Origin of the sequence: Snuella sedimenti (genome assembly GCF_016428595.1) — a bacterium.
GTDB lineage: Bacteria > Bacteroidota > Bacteroidia > Flavobacteriales > Flavobacteriaceae > Snuella > Snuella sedimenti.
In genome coordinates this window covers 1-21883 of sequence record NZ_JAELVQ010000038.1, presented here as the reverse complement: position 1 = coordinate 21883, position 21883 = coordinate 1, and the positions used below count along the sequence as shown (strand labels likewise).

Annotated in this window: 14 protein-coding genes; 12 read left to right on the top strand and 2 right to left on the bottom strand. The window is 36.3% G+C overall.

From position 1 onward, the window contains the following. Positions 1-1086: 1086 nt before the first annotated feature. Positions 1087-2283: a Pycsar system effector family protein gene (locus JF259_RS16895; RefSeq protein ID WP_199116890.1), complete on the bottom strand. Its 1197-nt coding sequence runs from the start codon at positions 2281-2283 to the stop codon at positions 1087-1089. 274 nt (positions 2284-2557) lie between these two features. Between JF259_RS16895 and msrB the strand changes: the two genes are divergently transcribed. The 9 genes from msrB to JF259_RS16850 all read left to right on the top strand — a co-directional run bounded on the left by msrB (position 2558) and on the right by JF259_RS16850 (position 18491). Further along, positions 2558-3013: a peptide-methionine (R)-S-oxide reductase MsrB gene (msrB, locus tag JF259_RS16890; RefSeq protein ID WP_199116889.1), complete on the top strand. Its 456-nt coding sequence runs from the start codon at positions 2558-2560 to the stop codon at positions 3011-3013. 173 nt (positions 3014-3186) lie between these two features. Continuing rightward, complete coding sequence (gene msrA, locus JF259_RS16885; RefSeq protein WP_199116888.1) at positions 3187-3729, top strand: peptide-methionine (S)-S-oxide reductase MsrA; 543 nt, start codon at positions 3187-3189, stop codon at positions 3727-3729. A gap of 21 nt (positions 3730-3750) precedes the next feature. Beyond that, positions 3751-4263, top strand: a complete 513-nt coding sequence (locus JF259_RS16880; RefSeq protein ID WP_199116887.1) for a peptide-methionine (S)-S-oxide reductase — start codon at positions 3751-3753, stop codon at positions 4261-4263. Positions 4264-4321: 58 nt separating this feature from the next. After that, complete coding sequence (locus tag JF259_RS16875; RefSeq protein ID WP_199116886.1) at positions 4322-8026, top strand: metallophosphoesterase; 3705 nt, start codon at positions 4322-4324, stop codon at positions 8024-8026. Between the two features lie 128 nt (positions 8027-8154). Next, positions 8155-8733 (top strand): RNA polymerase sigma-70 factor, encoded by a 579-nt coding sequence (locus JF259_RS16870; RefSeq protein ID WP_199116885.1) that lies wholly within the window; start codon positions 8155-8157, stop codon positions 8731-8733. A gap of 78 nt (positions 8734-8811) precedes the next feature. Beyond that, complete coding sequence (locus JF259_RS16865; protein WP_199116884.1) at positions 8812-9765, top strand: FecR family protein; 954 nt, start codon at positions 8812-8814, stop codon at positions 9763-9765. 106 nt (positions 9766-9871) lie between these two features. Further along, on the top strand, positions 9872-13315 hold the full coding sequence (locus JF259_RS16860; protein WP_199116883.1) for a TonB-dependent receptor: 3444 nt from the start codon (positions 9872-9874) through the stop codon (positions 13313-13315). 26 nt (positions 13316-13341) lie between these two features. Next, complete coding sequence (locus JF259_RS16855; protein ID WP_199116882.1) at positions 13342-14946, top strand: RagB/SusD family nutrient uptake outer membrane protein; 1605 nt, start codon at positions 13342-13344, stop codon at positions 14944-14946. Positions 14947-15110: 164 nt separating this feature from the next. After that, positions 15111-18491 (top strand): VCBS repeat-containing protein, encoded by a 3381-nt coding sequence (locus tag JF259_RS16850; RefSeq protein ID WP_199116881.1) that lies wholly within the window; start codon positions 15111-15113, stop codon positions 18489-18491. A 215-nt stretch (positions 18492-18706) separates the two neighbouring features. Here JF259_RS16850 and JF259_RS16845 read toward each other — a convergent pair whose 3' ends face one another. Then, positions 18707-19552, bottom strand: a complete 846-nt coding sequence (locus JF259_RS16845) for a hypothetical protein (protein ID WP_199116880.1) — start codon at positions 19550-19552, stop codon at positions 18707-18709. Between the two features lie 59 nt (positions 19553-19611). On the opposite strand from JF259_RS16845, the gene JF259_RS16840 reads away from it, so the two are divergent. Genes JF259_RS16840 through JF259_RS16830 form a run of 3 tightly spaced genes read left to right on the top strand, consistent with a single transcriptional unit; the run spans position 19612 to position 21769 of the window. Beyond that, the gene (locus tag JF259_RS16840; RefSeq protein WP_199116879.1) at positions 19612-20301 is read left to right on the top strand and encodes a glycerophosphodiester phosphodiesterase; all 690 of its coding nucleotides are present in this window, start codon (positions 19612-19614) and stop codon (positions 20299-20301) included. Then, positions 20298-21515 (top strand): BaiN/RdsA family NAD(P)/FAD-dependent oxidoreductase, encoded by a 1218-nt coding sequence (locus tag JF259_RS16835; protein WP_199116878.1) that lies wholly within the window; start codon positions 20298-20300, stop codon positions 21513-21515. Before JF259_RS16840 ends, JF259_RS16835 begins: the two co-directional genes overlap by 4 nt. Next, positions 21512-21769, top strand: coding sequence for a DUF1697 domain-containing protein (locus JF259_RS16830; protein WP_199116877.1), 258 nt, complete (start codon positions 21512-21514; stop codon positions 21767-21769). The genes JF259_RS16835 and JF259_RS16830 overlap by 4 nt, the downstream gene beginning before the upstream one ends. The last annotated feature ends 114 nt before the right edge of the window (positions 21770-21883 follow it).

Below are 21883 nucleotides of genomic sequence, written 5' to 3'. Positions count from 1 at the left end.
CTTTTTTCGTAAATTGTAGTTCTTTCATGTCAGGTGGTATTATTTAAGTTAATTTTATCTTTAACAAGTTAATAATACCTCCTGGTTTTAGAACGACGCTTTAAACATACAAACTCGATTGTTATTTGATTGGTAAAGTCATTGGTAGGGCTCATAGCAACCGAAGTAATCTTATGTTTAGGTCGCCGAGCTTACAGGTTGCTTTGCCATACTCTCAATGGCGGATGATTATGTTAATAATCCAAACAAAAAAACAGTGACGTCATGGCGAGGGAGGTAGGGCCGAAGCCATCTCTTGGTTGAGAACACCCTACTTAAAGATTGCTTCACTGCGTTCGCAATGACGCTATAAATTGATTAGCTATACAAATAATGACCCATCTTTCCTTCAATTAATTGTCCACCTTTGTTACAAATCCAGGTAGTGTTTTTCGACCTAAGGAGAAAAATGTATCGAGAAGTTATCTATGAATAGTTCTTGATACAAATTTGTTCGTTCCTCGCAAATTCACTCGAACTGACCATCGGTTTGTTATCTTATTCAGGGAAGATTGAGCTAAGACTCATAATGCGAAAAAATAGTGTTTTGTCATTCAGAAGTTGGCTGTGGCCAACTGAAGAATCTGTTGCTTTTGAGTAGGCGATTCTTCGCTTTGCTGTGCGCGCTCTGAAAGACAGTGGAAAATGGAAAGTGGGAAGTGGAAAGTGAAAAATGAAAAAGTGAAAAGTGAAAAGTGAAAAGTGAAAAGGCCAAAGACCTAAGACCTAAATAAAAGTTAGAGGGTTAGAGAAGGTTAAGAAGTTATGATGTTATGGAGCTATGGTGTTATCCAGTTACAAGTACATGGAAATTAACTGTAAATACCTATAGAGATTCTTAATTCTAAGATCCAAGATCCAATAGCTAAAAGTGAAAAGTGGAAAGTTTCAAGTTTGTAGCGAAACAAGGTTCATGCGCAATAATCAATAATCAATAATCAATAGAAAATAGTCAATAGAAAATAGTCAATAGAAAATAACGTGAATAAGGAATTTATGTCAGTTTGAGTGTCAAATCTTAAGGTTTTGCCCAGAGGCTGTTGAAATTTATCGCCCCGAATATTGAAAAGCAATAGTAAAGGCAAGAACACTTATAATAATACCAATTACAAAAACAGTATAGGTTATTCGTAAAATACGGTATTTTCGATGCAATACCAATCCTAGAAAATAGAGATCTTTTTTCATAGATGAGTAAAGGTAATCGCGATCCTGCATCATTTCCCCCATGGCCCATTCAAAATCGTTAAGTTTCATTTTGTGAAAATTTCCGAAGAAAAGTAGATTTACTTTTTTGTTGGCAACATCTTCCTTTGTGAATTTCCCGCTTGTTACATTAGGACGTGTAGCTAAAACAGATAAGATCATTGAGGTGACGGTAGAGAACACAAAAATAGCCGTGGGGTATATTAGGTAATAGTTGGAGGGGTTGTCCAGTTTTGGAATTAAATTAGCTAGCACCAATGAAACGATAATAGCATTTACCGATAATAAGATATTTGCTTTGGTGTCGGCAATGTTGCTTAGTGTGATATGGTTTTTAAGAGTAACTCTAAACATCGTTTCTATACCACGCTCTGGTAGCTCTTTTTTGTCTTTTTTTAATGCCAGTGTTTCTTTTTTGTGTTTTAGTTTAAGGTGTTCGTCTTTTAATTTTTTTTGAGCTTTTAACAATTGGGATAAGTTCTTTCCTTTGCCCTTGTCCCAATTGGATGAAGCAGCATCAGAATAGAATCGGTGGTGAATGGATAAAAAATCAATATTTTCTTTAAGCCATTCTTCTTCTGTTAGGGTTTTGTTACAAGTTAACTCCCATTCCTTACGAAGTAACTCAGATACTGTTGCATAGTTCTTATTGCCTAAATGGGCACAATCGGCATCACGAATAATTTTTTCCAGAAGGTTTATAGGCTCATACTCTTTACGAGTGGCTAAAATTAAATGTTTTATGGCTGTAATGTCATCATCTGCTCTACTATGCGCTTTTAAAAACGAAACCGCTATCCTTACGCTCTCTTCTTCATGATTCTCGAAACCCTTCGTATAGCCAGTGTCATGAAACCATGTAGCCACTAAAAGTAATTTCTTGTCATTATCATTTAGATTTGATAAATCGGCCAGTTCTTTAGCTTTTTCAACAACACGTTGTGTGTGTGCAAGGTTGTGATATACGTATCTGTTATCAAGTTTCTCGTTTAAGAGCTGGATGACATATTTTTCAGATTCAAGAATAAGATTGTCCATAAAACACAGCTATTTTAGTAAACAACCTCGGGATAAGCCTACAAGGCATTTACAGAATACATTTTGATTTCGAGGTAAGCACAAAGCATTTAGATCTCGATTATCGAGTAAAAATACTAAACTTTAATTAATGTTTGTTCATGAGTGGCGGCGTACTTTAAATAGCCACGCAAGTTTTTACACGCGATCACTAAATGTAAGGCTGTCCATGCTATTTCGACTATCTTTGTCTTAAACTTTAGGTATTACTAACAAAAAGAAAAGAATTAAAAGTATGTTAACCTGGAAAGATGTTATCAACTTTTCTGTAAATGGCAACCCAGTGCCAAACAGACGCGTCGAAAAAAGTGAAGCGGAATGGCAGGCGCAATTAACTCCGGAGCAATTTAGGATTACCAGATTAAAAGGAACCGAACGGCCTCATAGTGGAGCGCTTTGTAAAACCTATGATGAAGGAAAGTACAATTGCGTATGTTGTGATACGCCTTTGTTTGATTCTACAATCAAGTTTAGTTCAGGAACAGGTTGGCCCAGTTTCACTCAGCCTATCAAAGAAAACGCTATAAAGTATGAGAGGGATACCTCCTATGGGATGGTTCGTGTTGAGGTGTTGTGTAATACCTGCGATGCGCATTTAGGGCATGTTTTTCCAGATGGTCCAGAGCCTAGCGGATTACGTTATTGTATTAATTCGGAGTCGATGGTGTTGGAGTTGGAAGTTAAAAGTTAAAAGAGGAAAGCTTGAAGACGGAAGAGGGAAGTGAAAAGTGAAAAGTGAAAAGTTTGTAGCGAAACAAGATTCATGTTAAATAGTCAATAATCAATAATCAATAGAAAATAGCCAATAGAGAATAGCCAAATCATAAATCGTAAATTGTAATTCGTCAATCCTAAATCATAGAAATGGTAAATAAAAATTTCGAATTGACCACAGTTGGTGGTGGGTGTTTTTGGTGTACAGAAGCAGTATTTCAAGAAGTAAAAGGGGTGGAACGGGTTGTTTCTGGATATTCTGGAGGTGATGTTCCAGGGAAACCTACCTATCGAGAAGTGTGTTCTGGATTGACAGGACATGCAGAAGTCGTTCAAATAGCTTTTGATGCCAATGTGGTTTCTTATAAAGATATTTTAAAAATTTTTATGACCACGCACGACCCCACAACATTGAACCGTCAAGGAGCCGACCGAGGAACACAATATAGATCGGTTATTTTTTATCATGATGATAACCAAAAGCATGTAGCAGAAGAAGTTTTAAAAGAAATGGCTTCGTACTATGAAGAGCCTATTGTGACAGAGCTTTCCCCTTTGGGGGTGTTTTATGATGCCGAAGATTACCATCAGGACTATTATAAAAACAATCAATCACAAAGCTATTGTAGTTTTGTAATTTCACCTAAACTGTCAAAGTTTAGAAAAAGCCATGCCGACAAGTTAAAAGAATAATGATGGCTAATAACGTTCGTAATGATACATAAGATAGGCTTAGGAGGAGGTTGTCATTGGTGTACAGAAGCTGTCTTTCAATCTTTAAAAGGTGTTGAAAAGGTAGAGCAGGGTTATGTGTCTTCGGTAGAAGAGGATGCATTTTCAGAAGCCGTTATTGTTCATTTTAATCCCGACAGCATACCATTAAAGGTTCTTATAGAAGTCCATTTGTATACCCATAAAAGTACAAGTAACCATAGTATGAGAACTAAATACCGTTCGGGAGTATATGTGTTTTCAAAGTTTCAAGCTCTAACAGTAGAAGCTATTATTGATAAGTTTCAATATAATTTTGAAAAGCCATTGGTAACAAAAGTATACACCTTTAAACGTTTTAAGGCATCTCGATCAGCACTTTTAGATTATTATAATAAGAACCCGAAGAAGCCATTTTGCAAAACCTATATTAATCCAAAACTGAAGTTGTTGTTGGATCAATTTTCAGAATTTGTAAGAGTACAAAGGGATGCACAAATAAAAGTTCTGGAATAGCCCTTTAAAGAATAATGAAATATAAATCTTATATTTATAAGGCTAATTAGCCAACCTAATGAATGCACTAAACAGTAAAATTATATTTTTAATAGTGGTGATCTTAAATGCCTGTGCCACTTATAATCCACAATATAAAGGAGTAATTGAGAAGGATTCGGATATTGTTTCCAAGAAAGAAATAGAACATTCTTTTTATTTAATTGGCGATGCCGGAAACTCGCCTTTAGGAACTGAGTCTACAGCATTAAAGATTTTTAAGGAAGCTTTAAAACGAGCTTCTAAAAATAGTACAGCTATTTTTTTAGGCGATAATATTTATCCGAAAGGAATGCCTAAAAAAGGAGCAGAAGCGCGTGCTTTTGCTGAGTACCAATTAGATGTTCAGACGAATGCCGTAAAAGACTTTAAAGGGAAGGCCATTTTTATTCCTGGGAATCATGATTGGTATAGTGATGGTCTTAAAGGTTTAAAGCGTCAAGAAAATTTTGTAGAGGATAAGCTTGGTAAGAATACATTCTTGCCAGAAAATGGTTGCCCACTTGAGAAAATAAATATTTCAGACAATTGCGTTTTAATTCTTGTCGATTCAGAGTGGTATCTTACCAATTGGGATAAGCACCCAACAATAAATGATGATTGTGACATAAAAACGAGAACCAAGTTTTTTGATGAATTTGAAAGTGAAATTAAGAAAGCCAGGGGAAAGACTGTTATTGTAGCCGTGCACCATCCCATGTTTACGAATGGATCTCATGGTGGCCAGTATACATTTGGGAGCCATATGTCGCCACTGCCTGTGTTTGGAACCTTAAAAAATATTATCAGAAAAACCGGAGGCGTTACTACCGTCGATATTCAAAATACCTTATACAACGAATTTAGAAAGCGTATTATAACACTATCCCAGGAAAACGATAAAACCATTTTTGTTTCAGGACATGACCACAATTTGCAATATATCGTTCAGGATAATTTACCTCAGATTATAAGTGGAGCTGGATCTAAAACAATGGGAACACGCTTGGCGGGAGGTGGCCAGTTTTCTTATGGGGCATCTGGCTATGTGAGGTTGGATGTGTTTTCAGATGGTTCATCCTATGTGCATTTTTTTTCAACGGAATCCAACGAAGCTGTATTTCAGACAGAGGTTATTGTTGCTGATAAAAATGAAAAGCTAGTAGATTTTAAAAACACATTTCCAGCAAAACAATCAGCATCTGTTTATACAAAAGAGGAAACTGATAAGGGGGGGCTTTATAAAATATTTTGGGGAGAACGCTACCGAAAGGACTATAGCCAACAGGTTATGGTTCCAACAGTTAATATCGATACCTTATTTGGAGGTTTAGAGCCTGTTAGAAAAGGTGGTGGACACCAATCGAAATCGTTACGATTGCGGGACAAACAAGGAAGAGAATATGTTATGAGGGCACTTCGTAAGGATGCACTTCAGTATTTGCAAGCAGTTGCGTTTAGAGATCAATATATTGAAGGTCAATTTAACGATAGTTATACCGAAGCCTTATTACTGGATGTTTTTGCAGGGGCACATCCTTATGCACCTTTTACAATAGGAACTTTGTCGGATGCTGTAGGTGTGTATCATGCCAATCCGGTGTTGTATTATGTGCCAAAACAGAAAGGACTGGGAAGGTTTAATAATGAATTTGGAAATACTTTGTACATGATAGAAGAACGTGTTAGTTCTGGACATGGAGATAAGGCAAGTTTTGGTTTTTCAAATCAAATAATAAGTACGGACGACTTGTTGAAAAAACTACATAAAGATGAAGATTTTGAGCTAGATGAGGCTTCATACATACGAGCCCGACTGTTCGATATGCTTATTGGAGATTGGGATAGGCACGAAGATCAGTGGCGTTGGGCAAGTTTTAAAGAAAAAGGGAAAACAATATACCGCCCAGTTCCAAGGGATAGAGATCAAGCTTTTTCAATCATGGCAGATGGTGCTCTACTAGGATTTGTGACTAAAATTGTACCAGGTTTACGTTTAATGCAGAGCTACGATGCAGAATTAAAAAGCACAAAATGGTTTAATCAGGAACCCTATCCGTTGGATATGGCTTTGATCAATCAATCGGATCGCGGTGTATGGGATGCACAGGTAAAACATATTGTAGATAATTTAACAGATGAGGTTATCGACAAAGCATTTATGTATTTCCCTTCAGAAGTAAATGCAAAAACAATTGAAGAAATAAAGAAGAAATTAAAAGGGCGGCGTAGTAATTTACAAGAAATATCAGATCGCTATTATAAGCATATAAACAAGTATGCAGTGATAAAAGGCACTAATAAAGATGATTGGTTTGATGTAGTGCGTTTGGGCAACGGACTAACTAAAGTAACGGCTTATCGTATTAAAAAAGGTGAGAAATCTGATGTTTTTCATCAGAGAACATATACCTATGGGGAAACAAAGGAAATTTGGATTTATGGATTGGATGATAAGGATGTCTTTAAGGTATATGGGGTAGGTAGTAAGCCTATTAAAGTACGCGTCATTGGAGGGCAAAACAATGATACTTATATGGTCGAGAATGGTCAAAGTCTTAAAATCTATGACTATAAGTCTAAAGATAATACGTTTACCACTAAAAAAGGAACTTTAAAGTTAACGGACGATTACGAAACCAATGTCTACGATTATAAAAAGTTAAAGAACAGTTCCAATCAGTTTATTCCAACAATAGGAGCCAATCAGGACGATGGTTTTAAAGTTGGGTTTGCTAACACCTATACTAACTATGGGTTTGAGCGGAATCCGTATACTTATAAGCACATGTTGTCTGGTGCCTATTACTTTGCGACCAATGGTTTTGAATTGGGATATACAGGCGAATTTGCTAACTTTATGAAGAATGTCAATTTAGGAATAACGACTCTTTTTACTAGCCCTAATTATGCTGTCAATTTTTTCGGTTATGGGAATAATACACCAAATCCGCAAGCAGATGAAAATGATGGTTTGGATGTAGGGTTTAATTATAACCGTGTTAAATTGGAAACTTTTAAGGCGGCACCTTATTTAATATGGCGCGGGCGTTTAGGAGCTGATTTTAAGATTGGGGTTTCTTATGAGGTCATTGAAGTAGAAGAAACGGTAGGCCGGTTTATAAATCAGTTTATAGATGACAATACTGATGTTAGTAATCGTTTTTTTGGAACTGAAATAGCCTATAGTTATGAGAGTCTGGACAATAAGGCATTCCCAACCATGGGTATGCAGGTAAGCGTTACAGGGGGCTATAAGTCGAATGTGGATAACGCTAATGATTACGTCTATGTTATACCAGAACTAGGTTTTACTTATAAGATGGTATCCAATGGGCAGTTGGTATTGGCAACAAAACTACGAGGACATGTTAATTTTGGAAATGATTTTGAATTTTATCAAGGGGCTAATATTGGTGCTAAAAGTGGGTTGAGAGGTTATAGAAGCGAACGCTTTACAGGAAAGCGCGCATTTGTACAAAGTACAGATATTCGTTTAAACCTTAAGAGGTTAAAAACAACTCTTTTTCCATTACAAATAGGTGTTTATGGAGGAGCCGACTATGGGTGTGTGTGGGTTGGAGAGTCGTTTTTACAAGATGCTAATCACCATTCCGATACATGGAATACTTCTGTAGGAGGTGGTTTTTTTGCTAATGTAGCCGATATGATTACCGCTAATATTTCAGCCTTTCATAGTGATGATGGTTTGCGGTTAGCATTTAGAATGGGATTCGGTTTTTAAAATAATTGAGATATGGAGAGGATAAATGCTTGTATTAATTTTTTTTATTAATATTGTGCATTATCAAATTGATGTTTTTTTTGATAAACTTTTCTATTTAAACGAGTTAAAGTGCCTAGGGGCTATATATGCGGGATGTTAAATTTTCAAATATTAATTCGCTTTTATCTTTAATAAAAAATGGGGATAAATTTGCATACCGGGTACTGTACAATGTTTATTACCCTAAGCTTTTGCATATAGCGAAAAGCTATGTAGCAAATAAAGAAGATGCAGAAGAAATTGTCCAAGACGTTTTTATTAAAATATGGCATAAAAAGGATACCATTGACATTAATACAAACATTAATGGGTATATCTATCAAATCACTAGGAATGCATGTATTGATTTTTTACGTGCAGCCAAAAACCGTCTTAGCGTAGAGGGTAATATTGAACAATTAGAAGCTGCACTTAATTTTCATGTTTTATCCGATGATACCGCTTCTAGTATTTTAGAAGAAGAACTTAAGCAGCAAATTTTGAGTGCTATAGATTCACTCCCTGATAAATGCAAAAGTATTTTTATAAAAAGTAGGATGGAAGGTTTGAAAAATAGGGAGATATCTGAAGAATTGAAAATTTCCAAGAAAACTGTAGAAGGGCATATATCTAAGGCAATCAAGCATTTACGACTTCATTTGAAGCATTATTTCTTCTTTTTTTAAAAAAAAACGACTTTCAAACGAGGGTGGTGTCTTCTTTTTTACGTCATGCGTAATATAAGGTCGTGTTAAAACTTAATCATGCAAAAGAAAGACATTGAGGGTCTGTTGGAGGATAAGATAGATTCTGAGGAAAGAAAGCAATTAGTCAAACAGGTGTTGAAAGACCCTGAAAAGATAAAAGCGTTAGCAATTCAAAAAGCTAAACAAGTTTCTAAATTTGAGAATAGTGAAGTAAGTGAGCCAGAGTTAGACTCTCAGTTTAGCAAGGTACTGAGGAGAATTGGTGTAAAACCCCGTGTCAAGTATTTCTCTGCAGCAGCAGTTGTTGTTTTATTCTTATCGTTTGGTCTGTATTATTTTAACCCTGTTTCTTCTAATAATGAAATAGTTATGGTTAATACCTCCATAGGAGGTCAAGAGCACGTGGTGTTGCCAGACGGAACCAAAGTCCTGTTGAATGCCAATAGTGAGATACAATACCCTAAAGTATTTAAAGACAATATAAGAGAAGTTACTTTAATTGGAGAAGCTCTTTTTGAAGTTGTAAGAAATGAACACAAACCCTTGGTGGTAAAAACAGATAATGGTTTGTCTGTGAGAGTGCTGGGGACTGTTTTTAATGTTAAGTCCTATCCCGACGATAAAGAAATTCAGACCACTTTAATATCTGGAAAAGTTGAAGTTATCAAGCAGAATGATTCAAAAGATCCTATTGTACTAAAACCATCACAGCAAGCCGCGTATCATAAAAAAGAGAAACGATTAATTGTAGATACGGTTAATGCCCTAGATGCTATTTCATGGAAAGATAATAAACTCATTTTTAATGAAACCCCATTGGAGCAAGTTGTATTGGATTTACAACGTAAGTACAATGTTAAGTTTAAAATTACTTCAAAAGAACTGCTTGATTATAAATATTCAGGAACATTTGACAATTTGACCGTAAAGGAATGTATGAGGCTGTTAAAAGTGTCATCGCCTATAGATTACACCATCACTAACAATATAATAACGTTAAAACAGGAATAAGTATGAAATAAAAAAAATCAAAAAAAGGAGTGCTGGAGACACTCCTTTAGTTACTAGCTAATCATTTAGCAATACATATTGTAAATAATTAAAACCAAACAAAATTATGAAAAAAAACCAACATGTTTTTTCATTAGGACTCTTTGTATCCAGAATTATGAAAATTTATCTTTTTTTATTGTGTATAACCATGTCAAATATCTTTGCCTTTGATAGTTATGCGCAGAAAATTTCTTTAGATGAAGAAAACGTTACAATAAAAAAGATTTTAAATCACATTGAACGTAAAAGTGGGTTAAACTTCTTTTATAACACCAACATGGTTGATGTATCTTCCAAGGTTTCTTTAAAAATAGAAAATGAAGAATTGGAAAAGACATTGAATCTGTTATTTGAAGGGACAGATATAGATTATAGCATTATTAAAGAGCATATTGTTCTATTCCCAAAGAACAATGAGGAAATGCGTATTAAGATAGAAAGTATCTTTAAAGATGATGACGTTAATGTTGATTCAAAGACCAACGAGAAGAATAAAGAATTTAATAGAATGATCTCCCAGGCCATTTCAAGTCTGGTTCAAGCTGAAATTAGTGGTACTATAGTGGATGAAGGCGGTGTGCCTTTGCCTGGTGTTAGTGTGGTGATTAAAGGTACTACCAAAGGAACTGTGACCGATATTGATGGTAACTATAATATAAACGTCAATTCAAGTTCGGATGTACTGGTGTTTTCGTATTTGGGTTTTATGTCCCAAGAGATTGCAGTCGGCAACCAGAAAACGATTAATATAACGATGATCGAGGATGTTGCTACACTTGAAGAAGTAGTAGTAGTTGGTTATGGGACACAAAAGAAAAAGGAAGTAACCAGTGCAGTGGTATCAGTAGATAGTGAAGAGTTAAATCAGAGTTCTGTTGCCAATATAAGCAATGCATTGGTAGGTAGATTGCCAGGTTTAGTAGCTACACAAAGAGGTGGACAACCGGGGTCTAATGGTTCTAATTTATTAGTTAGGGGTATTAGTACAACTGGAAGTTCGGCTCCATTAATTATTGTTGATGGGGTACAGCGCTCTTTTTCTCAATTCGACCCAAACACTATTGAGACCATAACTGTGTTAAAAGATGCGTCAGCAGCAGCCGTTTACGGGGTTAGAGGTGCAAATGGGGTGATCTTAATCACCACTAAGCGTGGTAAATCGGGTAAGCCGGTTATATCGTATACTTCGGAGATTACTACTACCAAGCCTACTCAGTTGCCCAATTATTTGGGTAGTTACGATTATGCTGTTTTGTTTAATGAAGCCAAAAGAAATGAAGGTAAGGCAGAATTGTATACGGCTGACGATTTAGAAAAATACAGAACAGGATCAGACCCATTAACGCATCCTAATACCGATTGGTACGATGTTGGTCTAAAAGATTCAGCCATCCAGCAACAACATACCATTTCCATCTCTGGAGGATCAGAAAAGGTACGGTATTTTGCATCAGGAGGTTTTATTTCTGAAGGAGGTTTAATGCCTTTTTCTGATTATAAACGTTATAATTTTAGAGCCAATCTTGATTTTGATATTACAGAGCGCTTGAAAGTGTCGTTAGACATGGCTGGTCGTCAGGAAAATAGAATGTCACCAAGTTCCGGTGTGGGATCCTATTTTAGTGGACTGTCAAGAATGGCGCCTAATACAATTGCGTATTATTCAAATGGATTACCGGGGCCAGCAGCATTTGGTTCTAATCCAATTGAAGCGGCGAGAAGTGGAGGCGTAAGCGAATCTACAAACAATATTTTCTTGGCAAATGTAAATTTTGAATATAAAATCCCTTATATAGAAGGTCTAACTTTAAAGGGGTATGTAGCAATAGATAGATTATATAACGCAACTAAAACAATACAAAAAGAATATCAAATCTATAATTACAACGAATCTACTCAGGAGTACAATCCGTCAACACAAGGACAGTCTAGTTTAAGTCAAAGTTACTTCCAAGGAGCACCAAACAGTGGTTCTGGCGCAATAGATCCTACAATGACATACAATGCAACGTTAAATTATGATACAACTATAGATGATGTACATCATATTACAGGCTTGCTTGGCGTTGAAAAAGCTATTAATAAATCCAGTGGTTTTAATGCTAGTCGCCTTAATCTAGTATCTGATGCATTGCCTCAGTTGGATTTTGGTGATTCGGGAACAGCACAAAATGGAGGTATTGCTTTTAATTCAGCAAGATTGGGATATATTGCAAGGGTGACTTATGCTTATGATGAAAAATACTTGTTCGAATCGGCTTTTAGATATGATGCATCTGAAAATTTTGCTAAAGAAAACAGATTCGGATTTTTCCCTTCTTTTTCACTTGGGTGGCGATTGTCCCAAGAAGATTTTATGCAAAATGTTGATTTCATCAATGAGTTAAAATTGAGAGGTTCTTGGGGGCGTCTAGGTAATGACAGGATTAGTCAATTCCAATATTTAGATGCATTTAATTTTTCGGGATCTTATATTTTAGGGGGAAGTCCAGTTCAGGCTATTCGACCAGGAGTTATTCCTAATACTGAGGTGACTTGGGAAACCGCTACCACAACCAATATTGGATTTAATTTGGAAGTAATGGAGCGAAAACTAGGAATAGAGTTCGATTATTTTACAAAACGAACAGAGGATATTTTAGAAGCTCCTACTCGAATTGTTCCTAATTTTGTTGGAGCATCTTTGCCAAGAGAAAATTTTGGAATTGTAGATAATAAAGGTTTCGAAATATCTACATCATATAGAAATCACGTTGGAGACTTCGATTATTGGATAAAAGCCAACTATACAAAAGCCAAGAATGAGATTATTGAAATAGGAGAATCTACTGAGGTTCCCGTAAATTTACGCGAAACGGGTAGGTCTATTGGTTCTCGATTTGGATTGATAGCTGAAGGCTTTTTTCAATCGCAAGATGAGATTGATAATCATGCCGATCAAGGTCCTAATATAGCGCCAGGAGATATTAAATACAAAGATATTAATGGAGATGGTACAATCAATAATGACGATAGAGATTTTATAGGTGTTGTGTCATCACCAAACATTATTTATGGATTCTCTTTTGGAGGAAGCTATAAAGGGTTTGACTTCAGTGCCCAGTTCCAAGGGGCGGCAGACTTTAATGTATATCTATCTGAAGAAGCAGCCTTTCCATTCTTTAACGGTGGTAAAGTGCTAGCGCAACATTTGGATAGATGGACACCAGAGACACCCAATGCAAGATTTCCAAGGACACTTACGGAAGACACAAATAACAGAAGAGTATCGTCTTTTTGGTTACAAAATGCAGACTATATAAGATTGAAGAACGTTGAGATCGGTTATAATTTTTCAAGTGATTTAATATCTAAGCTTAAATTAGATCAATTAAGACTGTATGTATCCGGGTTAAATATTTTTACAATCAGTGACATTGAGAACTTTGATCCAGAAGCTCCTAGCGGACGAGGCGCTTTTTATCCTCAAACCAGATCATTTACATTAGGTCTTAACGTTAGTTTCTAATTATGGTAAATTTAAATTTAAAAAAGATGAAAAGAATATATATAGTATCATTCATTGCTTTAACCGCCTTGTTTTTTGGTTGTCAGGAAGATTTTCTTGATTTAACGCCCCAAGACAAACTTAATTCAGGTGATGTATGGAAAGATCCTAAATTAATTGAACTGGTAATCAATGAAATGTACCAGCAATTACCCGATGGTTTTAATCGAGGGTGGTACATGATGGCTTCTACCACTGATGATGCCGAGAACAGTTATGGTTGGACTGGTGGCCAGGCATTTAATCGTGGTGATTTTAATGCCAGTAGCTATCCTTATGGTGGTATTTGGAATAATAATTACCAAATGATCAGGCAAGCCAATCTGTTTTTTGACAATGTCGATCAAGTAGAAAATATCGATGCAGATGTTAAAAACAGGATGATTGGAGAAGCTAATTTTTTGAGAGCCTTTTATTATTTTGACCTAATGCGTCATTACGGCGGTGTGCCACTTTTAGATACAGCACTGTCTTTGGATGATGATTTCAATATTTCGCGAAGTACAAAAGATGAAACCATAGCATTTATTGTAAAGGATCTAGATGATGCCATTACCATGTTACCGGTTTCTCATCCTGGAAACCTTTTAGGGAAAGCAACAAAAGGTGCAGCACAAGCACTAAAAGGGCGGGTGCTTTTATATGCTGAAAAATGGGCTGAGTCCGCTGCGGCTAGTAAACAGGTAATAGATTCAGGAAACTACGATTTGTTTTCAGATTATCATAGTTTATTTACTGAAGCAGGGGATAATAATGAAGAAGTAATCTTTGATAAACAGTTTCAAGATCCTGATTTTGGTCATTGGGCACATTTGTTTAACCAACCTATTGGTTATTCAGGAGGCTGGGGAGGTACTAGTCCAACACAAGATTTAGTAGATGCTTACGAAATGACCGATGGTATGTCTATTGAAGAATCGCCACTTTATGACGAAGCAAATCCATACGATAATAGAGATCCAAGATTTGAAGCTTCTATATTGCATGAGGGTAGTATGTGGAGAGATAGAGCTGTTGAAACAAGGTTAGGTGGTCTTGATGGCATCGAAAAGAATGGTGATGCCACTAAGACAGGTTATTATATGAAGAAGTTCATGGATGAGTCTTTCGAGGCGTGGAACAATTTACCAGGAAGTAATAACTGGATATACATTCGCTATGCTGAAGTATTATTAAATTACGCTGAAGCTCAAAACGAAGCTGTTGGTCCAGATGCAAACGTCTATGCAGCAATAAATGCTGTTAGAGGAAGGGCAGGGGTTAACATGCCTGAGTTGCCTACTGGTTTGACCAAGGAAGAAATGCGTGAAAAGATAAGACATGAACGCCGTATAGAGTTGGCATTTGAAGAACACAGGTTCTTTGATCTGCGAAGATGGGGAACAGCCGAGACAATTCTCAACCAACCCATACACGGTATGCGTATTGGGCCTAACGGCGAATTGACAGGTGCCGATGCGCAAGGAAAACCATACGGTGTGTTTGAAGTAGAACCTAGGATATTTTTACCACACCACTATCTTGCTCCTATTCCGCAAGGAGAAATAGATAAGTTGGGTGAAGCGGTACTTCAACAAAATCCAGGGTACTAATACATTTAAATAAAGAAAAGCCCAACTATTTTTTAGTTGGGCTTTTCTTTATTTAAAGAAGATGTTAGAATGAAAATGCGTATAATTAAATATTTTGACACCGGTCTAAATAATTAATAATACTATATTATGTTAGAATGAATAAATAGATAAGACACAAACAGATGAAAAGAAGGTATTTAGTAAGCTCCATTTTACTCCTGTTGCTAAGTGCAGGGTGTAAAAAAAGTATGGTTTCTAAAAATGATGAAGCGTCTAAGACAAATGTAGAACAATCGATTTTTACAGTTGTGCCGGAAGAACAATCAAATATTCATTTTACCAATGTATTAAAAGAGAATGAATACATGAACGGTATTTTCTATGAGTATTTTTATAATGGTAGCGGCGTGGCCGTAGGTGATTTTAATAATGATGGTTGGGAAGATATTTATTTTGTTTCGACAATAAGTAAAAATAAATTATACATCAATAATAAAAACATGAGCTTTATTGATGTAACAAAACAGGCTAATGCCGATAGTGGTGTAGGTTTTGATTCTGGAATAACGACAGTAGATATAAATCAAGACGGTTTGTTGGATATTTACATTTGTAGAACGGGTCGGTTTCAAGATGAAGACCCAAGAAGAAATGTCTTATTGGTTAATAAGGGGATAAAGAATGGCATACCGTATTTTGAGGATATGGCTTCAGCTTATGGATTGGATTCTCCTGCATTTTCCACGCAGGCAGGTTTTTTCGACTACGACAATGATGGTGACTTGGATATGTTTCTTATTAACCACGGTATAGATACCTATCCAGAAGATGAAATAAGTAAACTTAAAAGTATAGCATCAAAGTATAGAGGAGAACGGTTATTTCGTAATGACAGTGGTAAATTTAAAGATGTTACTACGGAATCAGGAATTATAAATAACATGTTAGGTTATGGACTTGGACTGGCGTTTGGGGATTTAAATAATGATGGATGGGCAGATATTTATATCAGCAATGATTTTTCAGGTCAAGATCATTTGTATATTAATAATCGGAACGGCACGTTTAGCGAAGTGGCCAAACAGGCAACAAGACATATATCTAATTTTTCCATGGGTAATGATATTGCCGATTTTAATAATGACGGTTGGTTAGATATAGTTGCATTAGATATGATGGCCGAAGATAATTACGGTATAAAAACAAGTATGAGCAGTATGAATCCAGCTCGTTTTTATAGGCATGTAGATGCTGGATTGCATTATCAATATATGTACAACACATTGCAGCTTAACAATGGCGTGGATACAAAAAGTGGTTTGCCTAAATTTTCAGATATTGCCCAAATGGCTGGTATTTCCAGTACCGATTGGAGCTGGGCGTCTTTATTTATGGATATGGATAATGATGGCAATAAAGATTTGTTTATTTCCAACGGAATTAAACGGGATTTTAGAAATAATGACTTTGTAAAATATCGAAGTAAAAAAGAACAAGCACTAAGATCGGGTGATGTTAATGTAAAAAAAACGTTTATCGACGACTTGTTGAGCAAAATGCCTACAAAGAAAAAACATAATTATTTTTATGTTAATGATGGCGATTTAACTTTCAAAAAAGTCCTTATAGAGCAGCCAGAAACGAATTCGAATGGTGCAGCTTATGCCGATTTTGATAATGATGGCGATATGGATATTGTTGTAAATAATTCAGAAAGCCCTTCTTATATTTATGAAAACAAGTCCGATAAAAATACCGCTAATACTTATATGAAGTTCTTGTTCGAAGGTCCGCAAAGTAATCGAAACGGGATCGGTACGCGTGTAAAAGTATATCAAAACGATAAGATACAATTACAGGAACAATATGTTACAAAAGGATTTCAGTCCTCGGTATCTCACATCATGCACTTTGGACTTGGTAATGATAAAGAGATCGATAGTATTGAAGTTACCTGGTTTGATGGAAAGAAACAAGTTATTAAAGATGCAGAGGCCAATCAATTACTTAAAGTAAGTTACAGTGAAGCCAAACAAAAACCGGTTAAAGCATCAAAAGAAAGCTTGATGTTTAAGGATATTACAAAACAAAGTAACCTGGTTGTAAAACATGACGAAAATGAATTCTTTGATTTCGACAGAGAGGAATTGTTACCGCATAAAATGTCTATCATGGGCCCGGCATTGGCAATAACTGATTTAAATAATGATGGCTTAGATGATTTTTATGTGGGTGGTGCCAGTGGTTATCCCGGACAACTATTTATTCAACTGGATAATGGCAATTTTCAAAAAGCAAAAACACCTGTTTTTGAAAGCGATAAGATCCATGAAGACGTAGACGCCTTATTCGTTGATGTGGAAGGCGATGGCGATATGGATCTGTATGTTGTTAGTGGAGGTAATGAGTTTGAGCAAGGGCATGCTAATCTGGGAGACCGGCTATACATAAATGACGGTTCTGGAGGATTTAAAAGAGATAAAAGCGCATTACCCGCTATAGCTGTAAGTGGCTCTAGAGTAAAAGCCGCCGATTTCGATAATGATGGCGATCTGGATTTCTTTGTAGGTGGCCGTCAACTACCCGGTAAGTACCCGTTTCCTGGAAGAAGCTTGTTGCTGGAAAACAGAACCGAAAACGGGGTGTTGAAATTTATAGAGATATCCAACGATAAAGCACCATTTTTAAAAGACTTGGGTATGGTTACCGATGCAGTATGGATGGATTTTAACAACGATAAATTACTGGATTTGATCGTTGTGGGTGAGTGGATGCCCGTAACGTTCCTTAAAAATAACGGCAAGGCATTTACCAATGAAACAAAAACCTATGAAATGGAAAATCAAACCGGATGGTGGAATAGTATCGAGGCAGCCGACTTTGACGGCGATGGTGATACCGATCTTATTGTTGGAAATCTAGGCTTAAATTATAAATATAAGGCCACACAAAATGAGCCTTTTGAAGTCTATGCTAAGGATTTTGATAACAATAGTTCCCTGGATATCGTTTTGGGATATTACAATGGAGGTGATTTATTCCCGTTACGAGGCAGGCAGTGTTCTTCGAACCAAATGCCTTTCATTAAGGAAAAGTTTCCTACCTATAATGAATTTGGATCGGCTACATTGGTAAAAGTCTACGGGGAACGAAATTTAGAAGATGCCTTACATTATAAAGCAAATACCTTTGCGACGACCTATTTTGAAAATGTAAATAATAAATCGTTTAATGCATATCCTTTAAGTAATGAAGTGCAGACATCATCTGTCAATGATATACTTGTTAACGATTTCGATAAAGATACTAAATTGGATGTACTCATGGTTGGTAATTTGTACGGTTCAGAAGTTGAAACACCAAGGAACGATGCTAGTTATGGTTTTTATTTGAAAGGTTTAGGACGTACAGGTATAACTAATTTTGAAGTTGTTCCGGCACAGAAAAACGGTTTGTATATTGAAGGAGATAGTAAAGCGGTAAGATTGTTACATACCAAGGAAGGCTCCGTGCTGTTAGTTGCAAAAAATAATGATTATTTGCAGTTGATAAAGATTAAATAAAAAAGTATTTCATAGGAATATGGATAGAGAAGCGGCGTGCAAGTAAAGCATGTCGCTTCTTTGTTTTAAGCAGGTTCAACGTGAAGTACGATATACTAAGAGGTTGTCACCTTTAGCGTAGTCGAAAGGTCTTAAAATTTAGTTATGTCTTATAGGTTTTGACTGCGCTCAACCTGACATACTTTTTTAGGTCTTAACTTTCTATCGAAACGCTACTATCTCAATTTAAACTCATACAAATAACCAGCACTTCCATGTGTTTTTTCGTCAGTAATATAGAGTGTATTAGGGTCTTTAAAACAAACGCTTTCCTTTTGGGAATTATGGTAAAAAGGGAGTTGGGTAGCGGTACCTCCTAAAAAGTCTGTACCCTTAAAATTATTGAAAAGCCAAACAGACGTATGAGTAAGTAGAACAATTTGTTTTCCATGCATGTCGATATCTGCAGAAGTGATTTTAGAATCGCTATCTGCGCCAGCATTAAAAGACCCTATAAGTTCGGCCGTATAATGCCCTTTCATGGCGGGAACTTTATATAGGTTTGTGTGGCCGCCATTGCCTTTAACATGACTTTTAGTAAATAGATACAAGCTATCGTTAAAATGAAAAAAGGCCTCGCAGTCGTAAAAGAAGTTATGCTTCTTAGGAGGGAACTTTTTTTGATCAGGATAACGAAAGCTAATACGCTCCACGCCTGTTTCTTTTGCATTTTTTAAGGAGTCTGCTCTAACAATCAAAATAGCCAGATCTTTTCGTTTGTTGGTATTGTTTCCGAAGTCCCCTATATAAAGGTTGCCTTTGGTATCTGAGGTCAGATCTTCCCAGTCCTTATTCTTGGCGTTCAACTTTAATTTTTTTACGATGTTGCCATTATGATCTGTCCCGAATAAAACAGGAGGATTACCACTATCGTTCAGCATCCAGATTAAATCGGAATGTACAGTAGTGTCGATGCCAGACGCTTCATTTAAAGTGCTTGGCAAATCAGAAATAATGGTTAGATTGCCAGTGTTACAAGCCAATATGAAAAGTAACATAAATGACAATAGGAATTTGTTCATGTGGGGTTTCGTAATTTATAGTTTAAATTTACAGATATATTTCATATTAAATAAATTTTATGAATAAATCATGTCTGGTTATGGGACATCGTGGTGCTAAAGCATATATAGCAGAAAATACATTACCGTCCATTCAAAAAGCCTTGGATTTTGGAGTTGATGGTGTCGAAATAGATGTGCATACTTGTGCTACTGGCGAATTGGTGGTATTTCATGATTTTACTTTAGATAGGGTAACCAACGGAAGAGGTGAGCTTTCTAAGCATACGCTTGCGGAATTAAAAAAACTTAAGGTAGATAATCGGTATAGTATTCCAACACTACAAGAGGTTATTGATCTTATCGATAAGAAATGTATGTTGAATATAGAATTAAAAGGCCGTTATACAGCTGAAAAAACCTGTGAAACGATTAAGGATTGTGTTGAAAATAAAGGCTGGAAATATAGTGATTTTATTGTGTCCAGTTTTCAGCATCATGAACTAGAGGATGTTTTTCGTATAAACAAAAATATACCTTTAGCAGTTTTAACAAAGGCGAGTGTCGCCGAAGCCATGGAATTTGCTGAAACTATAGGAGCTAAAATTATTCATCCTAATTTTGCCTTACTGACGAAAGAAAACGTGAAATTTGCACAAAGTAAAGGTTATAAAGTAAATACATGGACGGTAAATGATCCTGAGACCATAGCGCGAATGAGGCGTTATGGTGTAGATGGTATTATTTCAGACGTTCCAGATAAAGTATGATAGATAAAGATGTTATTATTGTTGGCGGTGGTGCAGCAGGTTTTTTTGCAGCTATTAATATTGCCGAACAAAATCCCAAACTGAATATTGCGATACTTGAGCGAGGCAAAGAAGTGCTTACTAAGGTGAAAGTGTCTGGAGGTGGACGTTGTAATGTGACACATGCAGAGTTTATCCCGTCAGAGTTAGTTCAAAATTATCCCCGTGGGAAAAAGGAGTTGCTGGGGCCGTTTCATCAATTTATGACTGGCGATACCATGGCGTGGTTTGAAGCGCGAGGTGTCGCATTAAAAATTGAGGAAGATGGCAGGGTATTTCCAGAAACAGATACTTCTCAAACCATTATCGATTGTTTTTTAAGGGAGGCCAGTAAGCATAACGTATCCGTTTTATATAACCATGCACTTAAGACAATTTGTAAACGACAAGATACTTGGCAAATAGAATCAACCCAAGGGGCGTTTCGTTCAAAGCAGGTGCTTATTGCAACTGGAAGTAACCCAAAGGTATGGAAGCTTTTAGAAACACTAGGTCATACAATAACACCTGCAGTTCCTTCGCTGTTTACCTTTAACATTAAAGACTCAAGAATTAAGGATATTCCGGGCGTTGTAGTTACCGATGTAATTATTAAAGTTTTAGGTGAAAATGATTTGTGCTCTGAAGGGCCGTTGTTAATTACCCATTGGGGAATGAGTGCCCCAGCGATCTTAAAATTGTCAGCTTTTGGAGCATTAGAACTAGCAAAAAGAGAGTATAAGTTTCAAATAGAAGTTAATTTTATAAAGACACCGTTTGAGGACTGTATAGATACATTAAAAGCATTAAAACAAACCTTGGCAAGAAAAACAGTGCTTAAACTGCCTCAATTTAATTTGCCTAAACGCTTTTGGCAACAACTGGTTTTGGCGTCTGGTTTGACGGCTGAAACACGGTGGGCAGATTTAAATAAACAAGAGCTGGAAGTTCTTGCAGAGCAGTTAACCAAGGCTGTGTTTCAAGTAGATGGTAAAAGCACCTTCAAAGAAGAATTCGTTACGGCTGGAGGTGTGGATTTAAGAGAGGTTAATTTTAAAACATTTGAGAGCAAATTACATGAGCATTTGTATTTTGCAGGCGAAGTATTAAATATTGATGCCATTACCGGTGGGTTTAATTTTCAGAATGCCTGGACTGGTGGTTACCTAGCGGCGCAAGCAATTTTAGAGAGGTGAATACGTATATTGCATTACTAAGAGGGATAAATGTTAGCGGACAAAAGAAAGTGCCTATGGAAACACTACGGAAGGTGCTTACTAATATGGGATTGAAAAATGTTAAAACTTATATACAAAGTGGTAATGTAGTCTTTCAAACGATGGAAACCAATAATAGTATTTTAGAACAGACTATTTTTGATGCTATTCAGAGCCAATTTGGATTTGAAGTGCCTGTTTTGGTTTTAACAACAAACAGGTTACAGACATAGCCGTCCGAAAGTTTTTTCCAAACATTTAAAAAAAGCTCAGCATCTCTTTGTTTATAGGGCTATTCTCAGTTGGCTACCATAATTATCTCTATCGAAGAGTGTTTTATCAGGAGG